Consider the following 16746-nt stretch of genomic DNA (forward strand, 5'->3'; position numbering starts at 1 on the left):
CTCAGACAATAATGGTTTAATTTTGCATGCTACTTTTTAAAATAGTTATGACGAAACTGAAAATTGCAAATCTTGACGGAAAGCCCGAAATTTTTCATTCCATACAAGGAGAAGGAAAAAATATTGGGCAACCAAGTGTGTTTATTCGAACATCACTTTGCAATTTGCATTGTATTTGGTGCGATACCGATTATACGTGGAATTGGGAAAAAACACGTTTTGCACATGTAAAAGACGCTGATCCTATGTATAAAAAGTATAAGATGGATGAAATGATTATTTCGCTTACGCTGGAAGAAATATATGCCGAAGTTTTGACCAGTGGTTGTAAAAATATTGTATTAACTGGTGGCGAACCGATGATGCAACTGGAAGAATTATCAAGTTTGATGAACTATTTCAATACGAAAGCGGATGATTATTTCTTTGAGATTGAAACCAACGGAACCTTATTACCCGATGCAACTTTTGAATCATTGATACATCAATATAATGTATCGCCAAAGTTGGCAAACTCAAACAATCCTAAAAAATTACGTGAAAAAGCGGAAGCCTACAATTACTTTTCTACGAATGAAAAAGCTGTTTTTAAGTTTGTAATTGCATCTGAGGACGATCTCACGGAAGTGTTGGCTATTTGTAAAACTTACAACATTCCATACCAAAAAGTATATTTAATGCCCGAAGGAACCAATCCGGAAGCATTGCAAAAAAAGCAACAATGGTTGATTGAAATTTGCAAAAAGTATCAATTTAACTACACAGATCGTTTGCACGTACATATTTATGGTGATAAAAGAGGCGTGTAATTCATTAATTATGAATTATTTACACTTTTATGTAAACTTTATTTTAAATAATTTGTAAACTTCTGTAACATTTTAACGACTTCATACGTATAACTAAGAGCGTAAGCATAATGATTAAAATCCCAAGCAGATTACATGAGACAACTTAAAATTACCAAGCAGGTTACCAACAGGGAAACCGCGTCCTTAGACAAATATCTTCAAGAAATCGGTAAAGTTGACCTTATTACAGCAGACGAGGAAGTAGAATTAGCACAAAGAATTAAGGCTGGAGATCAAATAGCTCTAGAAAAATTAACAAAAGCTAACCTTCGTTTCGTAGTATCGGTTGCAAAGCAGTATCAAAATCAAGGATTAACACTTCCTGATTTGATTAATGAAGGGAATTTGGGTCTTATTAAAGCCGCGCAACGTTTTGATGAAACACGTGGTTTTAAATTTATTTCGTATGCTGTATGGTGGATTAGACAATCTATCCTTCAAGCATTAGCTGAACAATCGCGTATTGTTCGTTTACCATTAAACAAAATTGGTTCTATTAACAAAATTAATAAAACCTTTGCATATTTAGAACAAAGTCATGAACGTATTCCTTCTGCAGAAGAAATTGCAAAAGAATTAGACATGACAGTGAATGATGTAAAAGAATCGATGAAGAATTCTGGAAGACACGTATCAATGGATGCGCCACTTGTAGAAGGAGAAGATTCTAACTTATATGACGTATTAAATTCTGGTGAATCGCCAAATCCTGATAAAGAATTATTACATGAGTCTTTAAAAACAGAGATTGAGCGTGCATTAGAAACCTTAACACCAAGAGAAGCAGACGTTATTCGTTTGTATTTCGGACTAGGAAACCAACATCCAATGACATTGGAAGAAATTGGTGAAACGTTCGACTTAACTCGTGAGCGTGTACGTCAAATTAAAGAAAAAGCGATTCGTCGTTTAAAACACACTTCACGTAGTAAAATATTAAAAACATATTTAGGATAATCTCCTAAAACCGCACAGCAGTTTAGTTTTTATAACATAACTGTTCGTTTTTTGATTGATGAATGACGCTCTCGCATTGCGAGAGCGTTTATTTTATACTACTTTTGTCGGCAAACAACAACACACAACAAATTATAGATTATGTCTACAAAACGAATTGCGCCTTCTATCCTAGCCGCAGATTTTGCCAACTTACAACGTGATATTGAAATGGTAAACCAAAGTGAAGCAGATTGGTTTCACATTGATATTATGGACGGCGTTTTTGTTCCGAATATTTCTTTTGGAATGCCCGTTTTAAAAGCCATTAGCAAACATGCTACCAAAACGATTGATGTTCATTTAATGATTGTTGATCCTGATCGTTATATTCAAACATTTGCAGATTTAGGTGCGAATGTACTAACGGTTCATTATGAAGCGTGTACACATTTACACAGAACGTTACAAGCTATCAAAGCTGCAGGAATGAAAGCTGGAGTTGCCTTGAATCCGCATACAAATGTAAATCTCTTAGAAGATGTTATTAACGATATTGATTTAGTTTGTATTATGAGTGTGAATCCTGGTTTTGGCGGACAATCATTTATTGAGAATACTTATGATAAAGTTAAAAAGTTAAAAGCGTTAATTACTGAAAAAGGTACTTCAACTGAAATTGAAATTGATGGTGGTGTAAATGACAAAAATGCAAAAGCATTGGTTGATGCTGGCGCGGATGTTTTAGTTGCAGGAAGCTTTGTTTTCAAATCTGAAAACCCTACACAAACTATTCAAAATTTAAAGAAAATTGTTTCTTAAAAAGTTTCAATTCATTCAAAAATATAAAGGTAGTATTTAAAAAAATACTGCCTTTTTTTATGCTTTCATTCTATTGAAATGATCTTATTTTTTCTACTTACTTCATAGTGATTCGCTTTTCTTAACAATTTTTTAATAAATCTCAAGACTTAAATTCATGAATTTAGTGTGCGTTTTCACGGAAAACGCACCTCCTTTTTTCGAATTCTACGTTTTTTGGACAAAAACACAAAAATAGATTCAATTAACTAAATATCAAATAGTTATATAAAAAACTAGGTTTCTACTTTCCGTGAATGTAGAATGCTAATTCATGAATTAAGACTACTTGTAGTTGCCTACAGCCTGTAACAACACTACATTTACATATACCCATTAAGCAGTCAACCAAACCAAGTAATAGGATTTTTTAACTCTTAAATTTATTCGCTTATGTCTACACACGAATTAGCATTAAAATACGATCTTCTGAATTCACAGATGAATCCGCATTTTATAAATAATGCTATTCAGAGTATCTGCAACTCTATCACAAAAGGCAATGTTGCACAGTCTATTAATTGGCTTAATAGACTTTCACATTTGTATCGTTTGGTTCAAAAATCGACCAAAACAAAATTGATCACTTTACAAGAAGAAGTTGAAATCTCGAAACTCTACATTGAGTTGCAAAAAGATTTGTTTGATCATGGTTTTTTGTATTCTATAAAAATCAATAACGTATTAAAAGACGAGTTGCAATACACAAAAGTTCCACCATTAATTTTACAACCATTAATTGAAAATGCAATTTTACATGGTTTAAAAAGTAAAAAGAAAACAGGAACAGGAGAATTGAACATCACAATTGATGTGGAAGACGAAATGCTATACATTTGTATTACTGATAATGGAGAAGGCATTTCTGAAGTGAAAAAAGATGCTTATGAAGCTTCTGGAATTTCTCTTGAAAACATTAATGAACGATTGAAAATTATTAACGGAGACGTTTGCGAAAAAGAGCTTTTAAAAGTTCAAAACATCACAAATGATACAGGAATGACACTTGGAACGAAAAGTTGTCTTAGAATACCGCTAATTCAGCTTTAGAAGTGTGCAACATTCATGTTCAACATTATTTTAACACGATTATATATGTTTGGTAGTTTTGCACGGAACTCTTCGGGAGTTTCGAAAAAATGTTCTACCAATACCGATAAAAACTCATATTGATTTTCAAATGCATAATCACGTAAATAGTCCATTTCAATCAATCGTTTCTGCGCTTGTTTATTCTTCAACGAAAGTAATAATAGTTTGTAATGTTTTAAAAAATGTGACGCACTATAACTTTTTTCGGTAAGAAAACTAAAATGAACTGCATGTGTAAGTTCATGAATTCCTAAATTAAGATTGTCATCTTCAATTTTAATTCCTTCCTCAAAATCTTCCCAAGAAAATACAATTGTTTTGTACTTTGGATTTGCTTCTCCTTTGTGATATTGCTGTGTTACATTAGAAAAATAATCTTCTGGATACACTAAAATCGTTTCAAATTTAGAAAGTAAATACCGATCAAACCCAAAAGTAATCATAATTGCTGTTGCCGAAATTAACAATTGCATACGTTCAGTAACGTATAACTTTTCGCGTCCAACAAATGTGTGATACGCTATAAAACGCAATACTCTATGTTCAAAAACACATTGTTCTTTTGACGTTAATTTAGTGTAAAAAGAAAAATCTTTAACAAGAATTGCGCGTTGATTTTCTGTTAGTTTTTTCGGAAACAACACAAAACGATACAACGTTGTGCTTTTATATAAGAAACCTTTGATTAAGTGTGCAAGCAATAGCAATAGTTTGAATTAGTAGCGAAGTAGTATACTTCAACAAATGGTTTGTAAAATTATCGATTTTAGCTAAAATAATTATTCTTGCGTACAAAACGTAAAATACTTTCATTAATTACAAATAGAATAAGGTTTAAAAAAAATTAAACTTCAAAATACTATACTAAGTTGAACAATCGTTATAAATAAAACCGAAAATACCATGCAAACCAATACTGTACTTATATTTTTCCTCTTTCTTGTGTATAGTATAAGTAGTTTTAGTCAAGATCATCGCGCTTATAATATGTACACTTCTACCAATATCGAAGCAGGATATTCGTATAATTTTGGCAAACCAAACAATCGTAACTTTCACTTTCTTTCTGTCGGAATTAATAAAACTACGTATGGTGGAAGACATGGCGGTGGTTTTGCATACGGAATTGGAACTGATGTAGGAATCAACACAAAAAATGTTACTATTGGCCCAAAAATTAATGCTTTTTTATACTATCAATTCATTGTCATAGGCTCAGAAATAGTAACCTATACCAATTTTAAAAATGCAAGCATTCGGTACATTCCAATTATTGGAATTGGTGGTGAAAAATTTAAACTAACATTTAATCCGCATATAGTTTTAGCTAATAAAAACTTTGAATCTGTAAATAAAGGAACTGTACAACTTACGGTTAACTTTTCATTAGATCGAAAACAAAGAAAACACACTCTAAAATAGTAAGGTTTTTACAAAAATTAGACTAAAGTAAGAAGTACATTCATTGAAAAATGAAAAGCCTTTTTTGAGTGGAATTTTCTCAATAATTCCATACATTTATAAAATCAAAAAAAGACCATGAAAATACAATCAACTATTAAATACTTTCTATGTGCGTCTATATTCGCATTTGTAAGTTGTTCGGGAGACGATACTATAGTAACACCTACCAATCCTACAGCAAATCCTGATCCAGCTCCAGATCCAAATCCAATAGTGCTTGCGGATGAAGTAGAAATTTATGAAGCTGACAAAATTCATAACAATCTTACATTGGCAATTGTAAATGGTGGAGACAATGCTTTTTTGATGGATAAAACTGGTGAAAAACTACACGAATTCAATTTCCCAAATCAATTAGGCAATGATTTTGAAATTTTACCAAACGGAAAATTATTAGGAATCTTCAAAGATGAAAATGCTACCATTATCTTCGGTGGTTATGGAGGAATTGCACGTATCATGGATTTTGAAGGAAATATAGAATGGGAATATTCACTCAGTACAACTAATTTTGTAATGCATCATGATGTAGAAATGTTACCAAATGGAAATGTATTAATACTTGTTTGGGAACGTATTACTGAAGCAACTGCCACAACACAAGGTTCAACAAATACTGGTGATATTTATCCAGAAAAATTAATAGAAATTAACCCAACAACAAACACAATTGTTTGGGAATGGAGAAGCTTTGATCACATCATTCATGACAGTGATGCAACGCTTCCAAATTATGGAGATATAAGTCAAAATCCACAAAAAATTGACATCAATTACAATGCGCAAGAAATAGCAAATGGCGATATCATGCATGCAAATGGTTTTGATTATGATGATGACAAAGATGTAATTTATTTAAGCGTAAATTACTATGATGAAGTTTGGGTTATTGATCACAGTACAACAACTGCCGAAGCCGCTACAAATACAGGTGGAAACTACGGAAAAGGTGGCGATTTAATATACCGCTTTGGAAATCCGTTAGCATATGACAACACGGTTGGAGAAGTTAGAAGTGATCGTAATCACTATCCAAATTTACTAGAAAATGGCGTTCCAGGTGAAGGAAACATGTTGGTTTACGTAAACGGATTGAATGCAAATGTTTCTAAAATATTAGAACTTGAAATGCCACAAAATTTTACGCTTACACCAGATGCTGATAACGAACCAAATTTGGTTTGGTCTTACGAAAATCCAGATTTATTTTCTAGTAAAATATCAGGCGCAGTTCGTTTAAATAATGGAAACACATTAATTTGTGAAGGTGATTTCGGGTTTTGGGAAATTACACCGCAAAAAGAAATTGCATGGCGTTACAATGGTGGCGACGGCGCAGGTTTTTGGAGATGCTACGATTACGAATCTGATGATGAAGCCATCAGCAGTTTAGGTTTGTAAATACAAGAATTACAATTCGAAAACGATTTAAAATACAGCCTTCAATACTACTAAAATTGAAGGCTTTCTCTTTTTATAAACATGCTGCGGTAAGGCGTAAATTTATATTTCAAAATTGTAGAAAAATAAACTTCATTTTGTGTAACATCATCATACTTTTTTACACTAACCATTAGTACCAAAGCTAAAAAAGAGACGTATGATTAACACAACGCTATTCAACCGCAACTTGGTAAGATTCGGAGTTCCTATTGCATTGCTTGCAACGCTTATTCTTTTTGTAAAATCATCGTATTTTCAAGCAGATTCAACTGCGATAAGTTTAGGAATTACACTCGATTTATTACTTACGATTCCTTTTATTTACTTCTTATTAATTCGAAAAACAAACATTCCAAAAACGACAATTGTTCCCGTGATGATTCTTGGATTGCTTGTCGGAATGTACATTTTGCCTGAAAACAATCAACATTACTTACAACTATTCAAAACATGGTTTCTCCCAATTATAGAAATTAGTATTGCTTCATTTGTGATTTATAAAGTTCGAAAAGCTATTCTATTTCATCGAACACAAAAAGACACTTCATTAGATTTTTTCACAGCATTGAAAAAGACCTGTGCTGAAATTTTACCAAAACCAGTTGTTGTCCCGTTTACAACTGAGATTGCCGTTTTTTACTATGGATTCATCTATTGGAAACGTAGAAAATTAGCCAAAAACGAATTTAGTTATCACAAAGAAAGTGGTTCGGTAGCGTTATTTTTTGTATTGATTATGCTTATCGCGATAGAAATTACGCCAATTCATCACCTATTAGCAAAATGGAATATAATTGCCGCTTGGATTTTGACTATTGCAAGTATTTATTCTGGTTTTCAAGTATTTGGATATGCAAAATCATTAATGAAACGACCAATTGAAGTCACAAAAGATACATTGTTGTTACGCTACGGAATCATGCAAGAAGCTGAAATTCCATTAAACGAAGTCAAAGAAATAAAGCTTTCTAAAAAATCATTTACAAAAGAAGACGGTATTGTTCGTTTTGCTTTATTGGGCGAATTGGAAAGTCATAATATCATCATTGAAACACACACTGAACAAACACTTCACGGTTTATTTGGCATTAAAAAACCGTTTACAAAATTAGCGTTACATGTTGATAAACCTGCTACTTTTAAGAAATATGTAGAGAATACTAAATTGTAATATGCACGTCAAACCGAACCTGATTCGGTTTCACAAAACAATAGACAATTAGCTTAGTGAGATTCTGAATCAAGTTCAGAATAACCTTTTAAATGTCACATCTTACATGATTATTCTCCGACAGTTTCCCACATTTTGTCCGCATTCAAACGGAAACTACCAACAAAGTCAAAATTACATTGTGTTGGCGCAATAATAGATAAAAACGGTTGTTGATTCTTATCGCGATACAAATGATAAATTTCGCCAACAATAGGTTCAAAGTTAAATTTTGCACTGTAGATTAAGTTGTTGTATTCAAACTTTTCCATCAACGCGTCATATTCCGCTTTGAGTTCATCATATTTCGCTTTGACTTGCTTGTTGACTTTATCAATACTTACATTTTTCCACGTAACTGTATCAGGTGTTGTAATTACAGGCGCGCCAACATTCGTTGCATATGGCATTAATGCCGCATTGTAGCTATTCGTTTCTTCGTCAAAAACGACGTTATCGGGTCTTTTATCTTCTTCTTGCTCTTGCATATTTCTTTCTTTTTCTATTAGTAATCATCAGGATTTGCAATGATTGCTTGTGCTCTATTTTTTAATGCTTCTAGTTTTGTTTTGTCCATTTTATTCAACAAACTCATCATCATATTCATTCGTTGATTATCTTTGAAATGCTCACGTTTTTCATCTAAAAAATTCCAATATAACGAATTGAATGGACACGCATCTTCCGTTTCTTTTTTAGATATTTTATACACACAATCTTTGCAATAATTGCTCATTTTGTTAATGTAACTTCCGCTAGAAACGTATGGTTTTGTTGCGACCAATCCGCCATCAGCAAATTGACTCATGCCGCGTGTGTTGGTAATTTCAACCCATTCAATGGCATCAATATAAATTCCTAAATACCATGCGTCAACTTCGTCAGGATGCATTTGTGTCAACAATGCAAAATTTCCTGTAATCATCAATCGTTGAATGTGATGCGCATACGCGTTTTCTAAACTTTGTGTAATGGCATGTTTCAAACAATTCATTTTCGTGTTTCCTGTCCAGAAAAACTCTGGAAGCGAATTTGTATTGTTTAGCTTGTTCAAAGTTCTATAATTTGGCATTTCTTTCCAATACATTCCGCGCATATATTCACGCCAACCTAAAATTTGCCGCACAAAACCTTCTACTTGCGAAATATCAATCATTTCTTTGTTTGATCGCCAAAAGGAAACAACCGTTTCAATCACTTCTTTCGGGTGCAACATTTTCGAATTCATTGCAAATGACAAACGACTGTGAAATAAGAAACGTTCTTCTGTGTGCATTGCATCTTGATAATCACCAAAATGAACCAACAATTCCTCACAAAAATAATCGAGTAATTGTAAAGAATCTTTACGGTTTGTTGGCCAAGGAAAGTTTGCTACATCAATACTTCCAATCGTTTTAATTTCAGCTTTCTGAATCATTTTGTGAATTTCAGCAACTGAATTTTTAATATTTTTTTCTGGTGGAATTTCAGGCGAGCCTTTCCACTTTTTACGATTACTTTGATCAAAATTCCACTTTCCTCCTTCTGGATTTTTATCTGAAATCATCATTATATCATATTTCTTTCGCATATCACGGTAAAAATATTCCATAACCATTTGTTTTTTTCCTTTGAAAAAAGCAACAAAATCAGTTCTAGAAGTCAAAAAATGTTCTGTATCAACAGCTTCCGTTTCTATATCAATTTTCTTGCAGAAATCGTTCAATTGTTCATCCAAACGATATTCATCTGGCAATTGATATTCAAACTTTTCAATGTTATGATCTTTAATGAGTTGCTTCAAATTTTCAACCAAATCATGTTGATTTTTTTCATCATCCAATTGATAATAAATAACTTGATGATTTTCACTTTTTAGCCAATCAGAAAACGATCGCATACTTTTAAAAAACGCCACAACTTTTTGAATGTGATGTTTTACATAGTTTGTTTCCTGTTTCATTTCCGCCATAAAATACACAACTTCATCATTGGTTTTTCCGTACCAAGAATGTTCATAATTGAGTTGATCGCCAAGAAGTAATCGTACTGTTTTCATCTAAAATAAACTTGTTTGTAACCAAAGATTTTGAAATTTTTTGTTTGTATCATACCGTTCTGCTTGAAGCTTCACGTTAAAGGTTCTGTTTCGCGGATCGTTTCCAACGCCTGACACATACATCCAATTTCCATAATTGCTATGCACGTCATAATCTAATAAAACCGATTCAAAGTACGCGGCGCCAATACGCCAATCAAGTTGCAACGTTCTGGCAAAGTACGAAGCTACGTTTTGGCGACCGCGATTGCTCATCCAACCTGTGCGCTTGAGTTCGAGCATGTTTGCATTCACGAAAGGTTCGGCAGTTTCACCATCAATCCATTGTTGAATTAATTTCGGATCACTGTTCCAATCGTACTGCTTGTGCAAAATACCTTCTAACTTGAAGATATCGTTTCTATACTTAAGGGAAATATATTTAAAAAAGTCGCGCCAAATCAATTCGAAAATCATCCAATACGTAGATTGATTTTTGACAATTTGCGACTCATATTTTTGTATTTCATGATAAATCATGCGTGGCGATAAACTTCCATTTGCCAACCAAGCTGAGAATTTTGAACTGTAATCTGTTCCAACCAATCCGTTGCGCGTTTTTTTGTAATACGATAACTTTTTAGTGTCCCAACTATACTGTTTCAAACGTTCCAAACCTGCTTTTTCGCCACCTTTGAATGGAAAAGCCGATCGTGTATCTTTTTCAAAATCTGGTAAACCTAAGTCTTGTAACGTTGGAACTTTCGTGAGTTGCTCAACACGGTTTTTTTTAGGCATTTTAGAAATCGTTTCCAATTCGCGAATGCTTGCATATTTTTCACATTTTTTACGAAACCCTGTGAAAACCTGTGGAATTTTAGCAATTTCATACGGAATGTCTTCTGGATGGTATAAAAACTGATCGTAGGTTTCTATCCAATCTACAGTATTTGAAACTGCATTTTTTACGTTTTCAAAAACGTTTACTTCTTCCGAAGTCCATTCTTTTTGCAAGTACACAGACGTAATAGTATGAATCTTCACATACTCTGGAATGATCTCTTCTGGATTTCCAATATGTACAAAAAGTGGAATGTTGTATTCACTTAATTCTTGCTGTAAAGCATTCACCGTTTCAATTAAAAATTGTGCACGATAGTTTGCAGTTTTAACAAAACCAAACCGATCTTTTTCGTACTGTCGTGGATCAAAACAATAGATTCCCATTACAAAATCGTTTTCTTTAGCGGCTTTCACCAAAGAAATTTGATCGTGGATACGCAAATCATTTCGAAACCAAACCAATCCAGTTTTAGTCATACTTTTTGTTTTTATTTCTACGACAACGTTCACTACAGTATTGAACTTCGTCCCAAACACGTTCCCACTTTTTACGCCAATTGAAAGGTCGTTGGCACACTTTACAGATTTTAGATGGAAGCTGTGTTTTCTTCATAATTAATTTTGTTTAACAAATATACAAAACTATTAAACAAAATAATTTTATGCTATTGAAAATTGTATCTTTAACATGCTAATTTGAAATGATTATGAATATTAAATATACGTTTGGCGCGATTGTTTCCGTTCCGTTGTTGCCGTTTTTGTATTTTTAGGGAAGAAGATTCGGAAAACCATTCCGCAATTACCAGAAGCTACAGGAATGGAAGCAATTATAAAAGTTTCCAATATGGAAACGTTTTAATTTTAAAGGAATTAAAAGTAATAAATCGTAACTTTATGCTACTTTATGATTATAAACTTTTAGAAAGCAATTTAGAATGTCGAACGTAAAAGAAGAAGCCGTTTTTATCTCCGAAAAAGCGAAGCAATTGTTTCCAAAAATTGATTTTTCAGATACATTTTCTACTACAAATCAAGAAAATTCTATTGAAGAAATTACCAATCAAATTTTTAATACTGCACCAAAATGGGTTGAATTTCTATTTAAGATGAGAAATAGTATTGTAAAATTTTTTGGACTTAAAACTGGAATTCCTGACGATTATTCGGAAGATTTTAAAGTTGGTGGTTATGTAAAATTCTTCAAAATTTATACGATTACAGACAACGAAGTTATTTTGGGTGCAAATGATAGTCATCTAAATTTTAGAGCTATTGTACACAATACAAATACACCGATGTATAACATAAAAGTTACTACCTTAGTTGAGTATAATAATGTGAAAGGAAAAATATATATGGCAATTGTAAAACCGTTTCACCGATTGGTTGTGAAACGCATGGTTGAACAAGCATTTTATCAATCAACAAAAAATAATTAAAATATTTGTCCTCTTTTGTCTTTTGTAAAACGTCTTAGAGGTATAACAATATAAAAACATACTATTATGAAAGAATTTATGATGATTTTCGTCGGAGCAGATTACGCTGATTTAGGACTTTCGCCAGAAGAATTACAAAACCGTATGGGAAAGTGGTTTGCTTGGGGAAATAAAATGGAACAAGCTGGAATTTTGCGTGGAGGAAATGCTCTGAATCCGCAAATTCGTAGAATTGTTGGAGAAAATCGTACCGTAACTGATCTTTCTTCGGCAGAAGTAAAAGAAATTATTGGCGGTTATTATTTAGTAGTTGCCAACGACTTTGATGCTGTTGAAAAAATTGCGCAAGATTTTCCAGATTACGATTTAGGCGGAACAGTTGAAATTAGAGAAGTAACTGTTTTTGAAGATCATAAGTAATGGAATCAAAACTCATAGACCATTTATTCCGCTATCACAGTGGAAAAATGGTCTCTGTGTTAACTCGAATTTTTGGGCTTGCACATCTTGAAATTATTGAAGATGCCGTTCAAGATACGTTTATCAAAGCCAGTATATCTTGGCGACAACAACAACCTCAACATCCAGAAGCTTGGCTTACACAAGCCGCAAAAAATAGAGTTTTAGATATCTTTAGAAAACTCAAAGCTGAAAAAAAACAGCTTCCAAATCTTCAACAAAGTCGCGATTTTATTGCCGTTAATGAACTGTTTTTAGATACCGAAATTGAAGACGCTCAATTGCGCATGATTTTTACAGCATGTCATCCAAACTTAGATCCAAGAGACAGAATTTCATTTGCATTAAAAACGGTTTCAGGATTTAGTATCAAAGAAATTTCTTCCGCATTATTAACCAAAGAAGAAACCGTAAAAAAGCGATTGCTACGCGCTCGAAAAACCATCAAAGAATCACATATAAAGTTTCATATTCCACAAGGAAACGCATTGCCCGAACGTTTGGAAAGCGTCATGGAAGTCTTGTATTTAATATTTAATGAAGGTTTTCACTCCAATTCCAAAGAAAATTTAGTGCGAAAAGAATTGTGCGGAGAAGCCATGCGATTGTGTAAAATGTTGCTTAAAAATACGCACACACGAACTTCCGCAGCATATGCTTTATTTGCATTAATGTGTTTTCATTCGGCACGATTGGAAGCAAAAACAAATGCTGAAAATGAACTTCTCGATTTAAAGCATCAAGATCGTAGTTTGTGGCACTTTCCGTTAATTCAATTGGGAAACACTATGATGACCAAAGCCGTTTCGGACACTGAATATTCGTGTTATCATTATGAAGCCGCAATTGCCGCCGAACATTTGCGTGCTTCAAATTTTGATGAAACCGATTGGACAAAAATTTTGTATTGGTATCAATGTTTATATGCCATTCAACCAATGCCAATTTACAAAGTAACGATGGCAGTTGTGTGTTTACAGAACTTAAATTTCGCGCAAGCAAAAAACCATTTAGATCAAGTTGAAGCAAACGATTTGTCGCAACGAAGTTATTTGTATTATGGAACACTTTCCGACTATTATTACGCTATAAAAAATCTTGAAAAAGCGATTCTCAATATAGATTTGGCATTAGAAACTGTGATTAATTCGTTAGAAAAAGAGTATTTGGAGAAGAAGCGAACTGTTTTAATTCAGCGAAAAGAAACCATAAAATAAAATTAAAGCTTTTTTCCACCTCAAAAATAGACCGTTGTAAAAGTATTTTATTTTTATAATATTTCATACTTTAGAAAACTTAATTCTAGCCGTAACAACATGAAGCTTTATTCCCTTTTTTCAACGTTGAGTATCTTTTTTATAGTTTTCTTCCTAGTTTCTTGTGAGGAAAAAGCAACGAAAGAAACTCCTAAAACCAATTCAGAAACTTCGACGAAAGATTCAAAAGATGCCACGAAAACTTCCAAAAATGATACTACTTACTTTGCTTGGGTAACGAATATTAATATGCGTGATTCGCCAAGTACGAAAGGAACTATTGTAGGAACGTACACAAACAAAGAGCCTTTAACATTTACTGGAATTAGGTCTGATAATCGAGATATTATTGTACTCCGCGGTGTTGCGTATCAGGAAAATTGGTTAAAAGTGACTACAACAGATAATACTGAAGGTTGGGTTTTTGGTGGCGCTGTTAAAAAAGAAAATGAGCGTAAAGGAAATGCAATTATCACGAAAGATCGATTTGACTTCACTCATTTTGGGAATTTTGATTTGACAACTTGGGAAAATATTGGAGTTCGGAATCGAGAAGCTGGCGATGCAGATACTACCACAACTACATATCTGAAAAATGGACAAACTTTAGAGATTCAACATACTGAAGTTGGCGAATATGGATATTATCATACCTACACACTTAAAAATGATAAAGGGGAAATTCTAAAAGAACGCTTCTTTAATTTTACGGTTGATATTTATGAGAACGAGCGTAATTTGGAACTTTCAGAAACGGTAAAAGATTATCAAACCAACAAATTATACGAACGCAAGCAAAGAGTAGACAAACATTTTATGCAATTGAATGCAAAACCTGTCATGGTGAATGGAGTTTGGACCACGACTACACTCCTAGAAAATGACAAAACAATTGCGGCACTTAACAAAAAAATTGCGTTTGCAAAACCACTACAAATTATTAGTGATTTTTCAGCGTTACCGCAAGAAGTAGATATTAATAGCGGTTGTAGTTGTTCATTCAGAACGCATCCTAACGACTATAAAACAATCGTTTTATTTTCTAACATTGAGGAAGCTCCAAAAGCCAAAGCTTCTATTAAAGTTGATGGAGAATATATACTTCTCAACAGTAAAAAAGTAGCGAATCCTGATTATAAGCGTGGAGATTATCATGCACATTATTACAATGATACGTATGATTTAAAAATTGTTGCTTTTAAAGATGGAGAAGCCAAAACTGAAGCACAATCGTATGCGGGCACGATGAAACTGACATTAAAAGATGGAACAGTACTTTCTAATATAAATATTTTCGGTACTTGCGGCTGTTAATTTCAATCAAAAAAAAATACTATGAATTTCTTCAAAAAACTATTCTCTTCAAAAAAACAAACGGAAAAGCAAGTGCCAAAACATCCTCAAGAAGCGTCAAAAACAGTCTCAAAAAATAACGATCAGACCAAAAAAGGAGAAGTCAAAGAAATTTTCACAACAGAATATTTTGACAAAAGGTATACAGAAGATCGTATTGACGAGTTCATTTTAGACGGTTGTTTAAAAATCATAAAAGGGTTTTATATTGATACTAACATTGAGCAAAAAATAGAAAATCCTTTAAACCATCCAATCAACTTAGATCAAGTTATAGAAGATGGTATGGGATTTCATATGTATTGCAAAGCCTTTAATTTAGCAGATAAAGAAACGACAATGTATTTAGCATTGGCATTTGCAGATTATATGATCAAAACATTTGATTTCAAGTTATATCAAGATAGTGAACCTGAATTCCCATTGCGCGCTATGACGATAAAATATGATAAAAATCAAACAGTTATGTCATTGTATCCAATTGAATATGCTTTGAAAGTTCTCAACAATCAAGCTACGTTTGAAGACATGCACTCAAAAGTGAAAACCCATCTTGAAAGTATGCCAGATATGAATGATTTGCTGAATCAATTTATGAACAAGGACAAAGATTCGTAATCATTAATTAATAATTTAGTTATGAATATTGACGAATTAAAATTTGAAAAGCTCGATTTAAAAGGTGTAAAAACACTCGCTTCTTGGGCAGAAAAAGAAGGTTGGAATACAGGTTCGCATGATGCCGAAGTGTATTATGCAACCGATTCTGATGGTTTTTATGGCTTTCATTATAATGGAGAACTTATTGCTGGCGGCTCAATTGTTTCATATGATGGGAAATTTGGATTCATGGGATTTTTCATTGTAAAACCTACATACAGAACACACGGAATTGGTAGAAAATTGTGGTATCACAGACGTGATTTATTGCTTTCGCGATTAGACAAAAACGCAACTATTGGACTTGACGGCGTTGTAGACATGCAATCATTTTATCAAAAAGGTGGTTTTGAAATTGCTTTTAGAGACGTGCGTTATGAAAAAAAAGGAACCGATTTTACAATTGACAAAAATATCTCCGAAATTAAAGAAGATGATTTTGAAAGTATCGCAGCCTACGATCAACAATGTTTTGGATTTCCACGTCCTCAATTTCTAAAACCGTGGTTGCAACTTCCATTGACAAAAACATTTAAATATGTTGAAAACGATCAATTAAAAGGGTTTGCAATTATCCGAAAAGCTACTAAAGGTTATAAAGTTTGTCCGCTATTTGCCGATAATCCAGCAATTGCAGAAGCGTTATACAAAGCGTGTTTAAATGCAGTAATTGGCGAATCGTTATTTATAGACATTCCTATGATAAATGAAGCCGCAAAATCACTCACACAAAAGTACGAGGCAACTTATGTTTTTGAATGCGCACGCATGTATTTAGGAACGCCACCAACAGTTGACAGTGCTAAAATTTTCGGAATAACCACTTTTGAACTTGGATAAACGTATCTAACAAAAC

At 33.1% G+C, this 16746-nt stretch carries 19 protein-coding genes; 13 read left to right on the forward strand and 6 right to left on the reverse strand.

Features of this window, described 5'->3' with window-relative positions; translation table 11 throughout:
* Positions 1–47 precede the first annotated feature (47 nt).
* The 4 genes from ACQ654_RS08620 to ACQ654_RS08635 all read left to right on the forward strand — a co-directional run bounded on the left by ACQ654_RS08620 (position 48) and on the right by ACQ654_RS08635 (position 3698).
* Positions 48–809, forward strand: coding sequence for a 7-carboxy-7-deazaguanine synthase QueE (locus ACQ654_RS08620; protein WP_430409918.1), 762 nt, complete (start codon positions 48–50; stop codon positions 807–809).
* A gap of 135 nt (positions 810–944) precedes the next feature.
* Positions 945–1808, forward strand: coding sequence for a sigma-70 family RNA polymerase sigma factor (locus ACQ654_RS08625; RefSeq protein WP_007096854.1), 864 nt, complete (start codon positions 945–947; stop codon positions 1806–1808).
* 141 nt (positions 1809–1949) lie between these two features.
* Positions 1950–2609, forward strand: coding sequence for a ribulose-phosphate 3-epimerase (gene rpe / locus ACQ654_RS08630; RefSeq protein WP_430409919.1), 660 nt, complete (start codon positions 1950–1952; stop codon positions 2607–2609).
* A 432-nt stretch (positions 2610–3041) separates the two neighbouring features.
* Positions 3042–3698 (forward strand): sensor histidine kinase, encoded by a 657-nt coding sequence (locus ACQ654_RS08635; protein ID WP_430409920.1) that lies wholly within the window; start codon positions 3042–3044, stop codon positions 3696–3698.
* Here ACQ654_RS08635 and ACQ654_RS08640 read toward each other — a convergent pair.
* Positions 3695–4441: a zinc-dependent peptidase gene (locus ACQ654_RS08640; protein WP_430409921.1), complete on the reverse strand. Its 747-nt coding sequence runs from the start codon at positions 4439–4441 to the stop codon at positions 3695–3697. The two genes, ACQ654_RS08635 and ACQ654_RS08640, sit on opposite strands and share 4 nt — an antisense overlap.
* 202 nt (positions 4442–4643) lie before the next feature.
* Here ACQ654_RS08640 and ACQ654_RS08645 point away from each other — a divergent pair, with 202 nt between their 5' ends.
* The 3 genes from ACQ654_RS08645 to ACQ654_RS08655 all read left to right on the forward strand — a co-directional run bounded on the left by ACQ654_RS08645 (position 4644) and on the right by ACQ654_RS08655 (position 7818).
* Positions 4644–5162: a hypothetical protein gene (locus ACQ654_RS08645; protein WP_430409922.1), complete on the forward strand. Its 519-nt coding sequence runs from the start codon at positions 4644–4646 to the stop codon at positions 5160–5162.
* Between the two features lie 117 nt (positions 5163–5279).
* Positions 5280–6605 (forward strand): aryl-sulfate sulfotransferase, encoded by a 1326-nt coding sequence (locus tag ACQ654_RS08650; protein WP_430409923.1) that lies wholly within the window; start codon positions 5280–5282, stop codon positions 6603–6605.
* Between the two features lie 199 nt (positions 6606–6804).
* Positions 6805–7818: a hypothetical protein gene (locus tag ACQ654_RS08655; RefSeq protein WP_430409924.1), complete on the forward strand. Its 1014-nt coding sequence runs from the start codon at positions 6805–6807 to the stop codon at positions 7816–7818.
* A 110-nt stretch (positions 7819–7928) separates the two neighbouring features.
* On the opposite strand, the gene ACQ654_RS08660 is transcribed toward ACQ654_RS08655, so the two are convergent.
* From ACQ654_RS08660 to ACQ654_RS08680, 5 genes are all read right to left on the reverse strand, one after another.
* A complete protein-coding gene (locus ACQ654_RS08660; RefSeq protein ID WP_430409925.1) occupies positions 7929–8345 on the reverse strand; it encodes a DUF2452 domain-containing protein in 417 nt (138 codons plus the stop codon).
* A 17-nt stretch (positions 8346–8362) separates the two neighbouring features.
* Complete coding sequence (locus tag ACQ654_RS08665; RefSeq protein ID WP_430409926.1) at positions 8363–9898, reverse strand: cryptochrome/photolyase family protein; 1536 nt, start codon at positions 9896–9898, stop codon at positions 8363–8365.
* Positions 9899–11197 (reverse strand): DASH family cryptochrome, encoded by a 1299-nt coding sequence (locus ACQ654_RS08670; protein WP_430409927.1) that lies wholly within the window; start codon positions 11195–11197, stop codon positions 9899–9901. It lies immediately after the preceding gene.
* Positions 11190–11333 carry a DUF2256 domain-containing protein gene (locus tag ACQ654_RS08675; protein ID WP_430409928.1) on the reverse strand — a complete coding sequence of 48 codons (144 nt, stop codon included), beginning with the start codon at positions 11331–11333 and terminating at the stop codon, positions 11190–11192. The genes ACQ654_RS08670 and ACQ654_RS08675 overlap by 8 nt, the downstream gene beginning before the upstream one ends.
* A 101-nt stretch (positions 11334–11434) precedes the next feature.
* Complete coding sequence (locus tag ACQ654_RS08680; protein ID WP_430409929.1) at positions 11435–11566, reverse strand: hypothetical protein; 132 nt, start codon at positions 11564–11566, stop codon at positions 11435–11437.
* Between the two features lie 92 nt (positions 11567–11658).
* Between ACQ654_RS08680 and ACQ654_RS08685 the strand changes: the two genes are divergently transcribed.
* The 6 genes from ACQ654_RS08685 (at position 11659) to ACQ654_RS08710 (ending at position 16730) form a co-directional block, all read left to right on the forward strand.
* Positions 11659–12162, forward strand: coding sequence for a DUF2867 domain-containing protein (locus ACQ654_RS08685; protein ID WP_430409930.1), 504 nt, complete (start codon positions 11659–11661; stop codon positions 12160–12162).
* Positions 12163–12228: 66 nt separating this feature from the next.
* On the forward strand, positions 12229–12582 hold the full coding sequence (locus ACQ654_RS08690) for a YciI family protein (RefSeq protein ID WP_430409931.1): 354 nt from the start codon (positions 12229–12231) through the stop codon (positions 12580–12582).
* Entirely contained in the window at positions 12582–13838 is a 1257-nt protein-coding gene (locus ACQ654_RS08695) for an RNA polymerase sigma factor (RefSeq protein WP_430409932.1), read from the forward strand. Before ACQ654_RS08690 ends, ACQ654_RS08695 begins: the two co-directional genes overlap by 1 nt.
* Positions 13839–13937: 99 nt before the next feature.
* On the forward strand, positions 13938–15191 hold the full coding sequence (locus tag ACQ654_RS08700; RefSeq protein WP_430409933.1) for an SH3 domain-containing protein: 1254 nt from the start codon (positions 13938–13940) through the stop codon (positions 15189–15191).
* Between the two features lie 21 nt (positions 15192–15212).
* Positions 15213–15848, forward strand: a complete 636-nt coding sequence (locus ACQ654_RS08705) for a hypothetical protein (RefSeq protein WP_430409934.1) — start codon at positions 15213–15215, stop codon at positions 15846–15848.
* Between the two features lie 21 nt (positions 15849–15869).
* Positions 15870–16730, forward strand: coding sequence for a GNAT family N-acetyltransferase (locus ACQ654_RS08710; RefSeq protein WP_430409935.1), 861 nt, complete (start codon positions 15870–15872; stop codon positions 16728–16730).
* The last annotated feature ends 16 nt before the right edge of the window (positions 16731–16746 follow it).

This window comes from Kordia sp. (genome assembly GCF_965283645.1).
In the GTDB taxonomy this organism is placed as follows: domain Bacteria; phylum Bacteroidota; class Bacteroidia; order Flavobacteriales; family Flavobacteriaceae; genus Kordia.